Consider the following 5224-nt stretch of genomic DNA (forward strand, 5'->3'; position numbering starts at 1 on the left):
CCAGGGCCCGCGCGCCGGCGGCCGGACCGCCACCCGCCTCGCCCGCGCCGGCCTTGCCGCGCTGCTGGCCTGCGCCCTGCTGCCCGCCGCCGGGCTGGCCGGCAACCTGTACAAGTTCCAGGACAAGGACGGCAACGTGCTGCTGACCAACCAGGTCGACAGCAACCGCAAGCCGCTGCGTGACGGCAAGCAGTACCGCAAGCTGGTGAAAGTGACCTGGTACGCGGACACCAACGTGCACAAGTACGGCAACTGGGGCAGCAGCGAGGCCTCGGTGAAGCCGAGCATGAGCCGCAACCGCAATGCCTTCGACGAGCTGATCCGCGCCGCCGCCGTGCGCCACAACCTCGACTTCGGCCTGGTCAAAGCGGTCATCCACACCGAATCCGGCTTCGACCCGCGCGCGCGCTCGGGCCCCGGCGCCCAGGGCCTGATGCAGCTCATGCCGGCCACCGCCGCGCGCTACCGCGTGCAGGATGTCTGGGATCCGGCGCAGAACATCGAGGCCGGCAGCCGCCACCTGCGCCACCTGCTCAACCGCTACAACGACCTGTCGCTGGCGCTGGCCGCCTACAACGCCGGCGAAGGCAACGTAAAGAAGTACGGCGGCATTCCGCCGTTCGCGGAGACCCGCGACTATGTGGAACGCGTGACCGGGCGCTTCAACCGGCTCTATGCCGGTGATCCGGGCGTCCCCGCCGGCGGCACGCCCGGCGGCGCCACGGCGCTGGCGGCCACCACCGCTTCGGCAGATGCCCTGCCCGCGCCCTGAACCTGGCCCGCATCAGCCCGGCCCCTGAACCAGCCCTGCGTCCGGCCAGCGCTCCCGAAACGGCATCGCCGTCAGCCCCGCATCAGAGATCGACCCCGATGGTGTTGCCCTGGTAGACCAGCGCGTAGCGGGTCAGGCACGGCCCCGGTCCGGGCAGGCGGCACTGGCCGTCGGCGAGGCTGAACGACCAGCCGTGGCCCGGGCAGCGGATGGCGCCGTTGCTGACCACGCCGCGCGTCAGCGACTGGCCGCGGTGCGGGCACTGGTTGCGGATCAGCTGCGGCCGGCCATCTTCCTGCAGCAGCAGCAGAGGAATGCCGTCGATGACGAACTCGCGGCGATAGCCATCCTCAAGAAACATCAGCTTTTCAAGCACATGGAAAGCCATGTTGAGGCTCCGCAGAAATCGGCTGAACAACAGGTAGACAGCAGAAAGGCGGGTTTCCCCGCCTTTTCTGTCCGTCGCGACCCGGCTTACTTGCCGTGGTTGGCCGCCAGGAAGAACCAGGTGTCGAGCACCGAGTCCGGGTTCAGCGACACCGAGTCGATGCCCTCGTCCATCAGCCACTTGGCCAGGTCCGGGTGGTCCGACGGGCCCTGGCCGCAGATGCCGATGTACTTGCCGGCCTTGCGGCAGGCCTGGATGGCGCGCGAAAGCAGGAACTTCACCGCCGGATCGCGTTCGTCGAACAGGTGCGAGACGATGCCCGAGTCGCGGTCCAGGCCCAGGGTGAGCTGGGTCAGGTCGTTGGAGCCGATGGAGAAGCCGTCGAAGTGCTGCAGGAAGTCATCGGCCAGCAGCGCGTTGGTCGGCAGCTCGCACATCATGATCACGCGCAGGCCGTTCTCGCCGCGCTTCAGGCCCTTCTCGCCCAGCAGCTCGATGACGCGCTTGGCTTCACCGGTGGTGCGCACGAACGGGATCATGATCTCGACGTTGGTCAGGCCCATGACATCGCGGACCTTCTTCAGCGCGCGCACTTCGAGGTCGAAGCAGTCGCGGAAGTTGTCGGAGATGTAGCGGCTGGCGCCACGGAAGCCCAGCATCGGGTTCTCTTCTTCCGGCTCGTAGAGCTTGCCGCCGACCAGGTTGGCGTACTCGTTCGACTTGAAGTCGGACATGCGCACGATCACCTTCTTCGGGTAGAAGGCGGCAGCCAGGGTGGCGATGCCCTCGGTCAGCTTCTCGACGTAGAAGTCCACCGGCGAGGCGTAGCCGGCGGTGCGCTGGTCCACGGCCTGCTTGATGTCGCGCGGCAGGCTGTCGTAGTTCAGCAGCGCCTTCGGGTGCACGCCGATCATGCGGTTGATGATGAATTCCAGGCGCGCCAGGCCGATGCCCTCGTTGGGCAGCGTGGCGAAGTCGAAGGCGCGGTCCGGGTTGCCGACGTTCATCATGATCTTGAACGGCAGCTTGGGCATGGACTCGATCGAGTTCTTCTGGATCTCGAAGTCCAGCAGACCCTCGTAGATGAAGCCGGTGTCGCCTTCGGCGCAGGACGCGGTGACCTGCATGCCGTCAACCAGCACTTCGGTGGCGTTGCCGCAGCCGACGATGGCCGGCACGCCCAGTTCGCGGGCGATGATGGCGGCGTGGCAGGTGCGGCCGCCACGGTTGGTGATGATGGCGCTGGCGCGCTTCATGACCGGCTCCCAGTCCGGGTCGGTCATGTCGGAGACCAGCACGTCGCCGGGCTGGACCTTCTCCATTTCCTTGATCGAGCGCACCACGCGCACGGTGCCGGAGCCGATGCGCTGGCCGATCGAACGGCCTTCGCACAGGACCTTGCCCTTCTGCTTGAGCAGGTAGCGCTCCATGGTGCCGACGTTCTGGCGGCTCTTCACCGTTTCCGGACGCGCCTGCACGATGTAGAGCTTGCCGTCGTCACCATCCTTGGCCCACTCGATGTCCATGGGCGCGCCGTAGTGCTTCTCGATGGTCAGCGCCTGCTTGGCCAGTTCCTCGATTTCGGCGTCGGTGAGCGAGAACTTGCTGCGCTCCAGCTTGTCGACTTCGACGATCTGGGTGGAACGGCCGGCGGCGCCGCTGTCGGCGTAGATCATCTTCTGCGCCTTGGTGCCGAGGTTGCGGCGCAGCACGGCCGGACGGCCGGCGACCAGGGTGTTCTTGTGGACGTAGAACTCGTCCGGGTTCACGGCGCCCTGCACGACCATTTCGCCGAGGCCGTAGGAAGCGGTGACGAAGACCACGTCACGGAAGCCGGACTCGGTGTCGAGGGTGAACATGACACCCGAGGTGCCGGTTTCCGAACGCACCATGCGCTGGATGCCGGCGGACAGGGCGACCAGCTTGTGGTCGAAGCCTTGGTGCACGCGGTAGGCGATGGCGCGGTCGTTGAACAGGGAGGCGAACACTTCCTTGATGGCGATGAGCACGTTGTCATAGCCGCGGATGTTCAGGAAGGTCTCCTGCTGGCCGGCGAAGGAAGCGTCCGGCAGGTCTTCGGCGGTGGCGGAGGAGCGCACGGCCACGGCAGTCTGCTCGTTGCCGCCGGTCAGCTCGTCGAATGCGGCACGCACTTCCTGCTCCAGGGCCGGCAGCAGCGGCGTGTCGACCACCCACTGGCGAATCTTGCGGCCGGCATCAGCCAGGGCCACCACGTCATCCACGTCCAGGCTGTCGAGCACATCGTTGATGCGCTGGTTCAGGCCGCTCTGTTCCAGGAAATCGCGATAGGCCTGGGCCGTGGTCGCGAAGCCGCCGGGCACGGACACGCCGGCATTGGCCAGGTTGCTGATCATTTCACCGAGGGAGGCATTCTTGCCGCCGACGATTTCGACGTCGTGCTTGCCCAGGTTCTGGAACTTGATAACGAGATTGGCCAAGGTGGTTGCTCCTGGTTCTGTAGTAAGGAAGTGCCGCCGTGGATCGCACGGTCGCGACAACTGCAGCGGATTCTACCGCATGACCCCGTGAATTGCTGATGACCGCTCCGGGCTCTCCGACGAAGGTCGGGGGCCTTGCGCAAACCCGTCAGGACTGCTGAAAAACCCGCTCAAGCCACTGTTTTTCATGGACTTGAACATGCTAAAAGATCAGCAGCGATCACGCGTTAAATACCCCTCATGTCATTCCCAAAATAAATGAGTGACATTTTTTTCGTGATTGAAACCCCTTTCAGGCAAGCAGCCGGCATGTCGCCGGAACCGCCATCAGGCACAGGAAAGACAGCATGAAGCGCTCGGTATTCTTCGTTTCGGACGGCACCGGCATCACCGCCGAGACCCTGGGTCACAGCCTGCTGGCCCAGTTCGACAACCTCGAGTTCGAGGAGAACACCCTGCCCTACATCGACACCGTGGAGAAAGCCGAGGCCGTGGTGCGCGAAATCAACCGCGTGGCGGCGCTGGACGAGGCCCGGCCCATCATCATCGACACCATCGTCGACAAATCGATCAGGCAGGTGATCGCCGGCGCCAACGGCTACATGATGGACGTGTTCGACACCTTCGTGGAGAAACTGCAGACCGAGCTCTGCCTGGCGCCCACCAACACGGTGGGCAAGACGCACTCGATCGTCGACAACAAGCACTACAACGTGCGCATCGACGCCGTGCATTTCGCGCTCGACAACGACGACGGCGCCCGCACCCGCCACTACGACAAGGCCGACCTCATCCTCGTCGGCGTGTCGCGCTCGGGTAAGACGCCGACCTCGCTGTACATGGCGCTGCAGTTCGGCATCCACGTCGCCAACTACCCGCTCACCGAAGACGACTTCGACGACCTGCGCCTGCCGGCATCGCTGCGCGAGCACAAGAGCAAGATCTACGGCCTGACCATCGACCCCCAGCGCCTGTCGGCGATCCGCAACGAGCGCCGCGCCAACTCCACCTACGCCTCGCTGGGCCAGTGCCAGAAGGAAGTGCGCGCGGTCGAGGCCATGTTCAACCGCGAGGGCGTGCCGTTCATCCAGACCACGCACCTGTCGATCGAGGAAATCTCCACCCGCATCATGGCCACCAACGGCCTCAAGCGGCGGTCGCTGCCGATCTGAAGGTCAGCCGAATCACCCGCGCGCCAGCAGCTGCTCGGCGACATCGATGAGACGCGCGCCATGGTCCATGGCGGTGCGCCGCAGGCGCTCGTAGGCCGCCTGTTCGCTGAGCTGCTGGCGCTGCATCAGCAGCTGTTTGGCCTGCTCGATGCGGCGCCGCTCGGCCAGCCCCAGGCGGGCCTCGCGCAGCTCGTCGGAGAGCTGCTGCAGGCGCTGCTGCTGGGCCTGCAGCAGCGCCAGGATGGCACGGTCCATCTGCAGGCCGGGCACCTGGCTCTCGCGCAAATCCATGACGTGCTCGCGCACGCTGAACCAGACCGGCTGATCCGCGGGCGGCGCCTGTTCGGCGAGCTGACGCGCCAGCAGGCGGTGGTTCTCCAGCGCGCTGCCGGCGCTCACCACCTGGCGCCGGCACTGCTGCTGCAGCGACGCC

Annotated in this window: 5 protein-coding genes; 2 read left to right on the forward strand and 3 right to left on the reverse strand. The window is 65.8% G+C overall.

Annotation, left to right across the window (positions count from 1 at the left end):
* Nucleotides 1-772, forward strand: a 772-nt coding sequence (locus C5O18_RS06195; protein WP_420884476.1) for a lytic transglycosylase domain-containing protein, incomplete at its 5' end; no start/stop codon positions are given.
* Between the two features lie 82 nt (nt 773-854).
* Here the strand turns inward: C5O18_RS06195 and C5O18_RS06200 are convergent.
* Both C5O18_RS06200 and ppsA read right to left on the reverse strand, forming a co-directional pair.
* Nucleotides 855-1160, reverse strand: a complete 306-nt coding sequence (locus tag C5O18_RS06200; RefSeq protein WP_105192430.1) for a Rieske (2Fe-2S) protein — start codon at nt 1158-1160, stop codon at nt 855-857.
* An 86-nt stretch (nt 1161-1246) separates the two neighbouring features.
* Entirely contained in the window at nt 1247-3619 is a 2373-nt protein-coding gene (gene ppsA / locus C5O18_RS06205) for a phosphoenolpyruvate synthase (RefSeq protein WP_105192432.1), read from the reverse strand.
* 347 nt (nt 3620-3966) lie between these two features.
* On the opposite strand from ppsA, the gene ppsR reads away from it, so the two are divergent.
* The gene (ppsR, locus tag C5O18_RS06210; protein ID WP_105192434.1) at nt 3967-4791 is read left to right on the forward strand and encodes a posphoenolpyruvate synthetase regulatory kinase/phosphorylase PpsR; all 825 of its coding nucleotides are present in this window, start codon (nt 3967-3969) and stop codon (nt 4789-4791) included.
* A gap of 12 nt (nt 4792-4803) precedes the next feature.
* On the opposite strand, the gene C5O18_RS06215 is transcribed toward ppsR, so the two are convergent.
* The coding region (locus C5O18_RS06215) for an ANTAR domain-containing protein (protein WP_146089241.1) at nt 4804-5224 on the reverse strand (421 nt) is incomplete at its 5' end.

The organism is Amnimonas aquatica (assembly GCF_002943415.1).
GTDB classification, from domain to species: domain Bacteria; phylum Pseudomonadota; class Gammaproteobacteria; order Pseudomonadales; family Moraxellaceae; genus Perlucidibaca; species Perlucidibaca aquatica_A.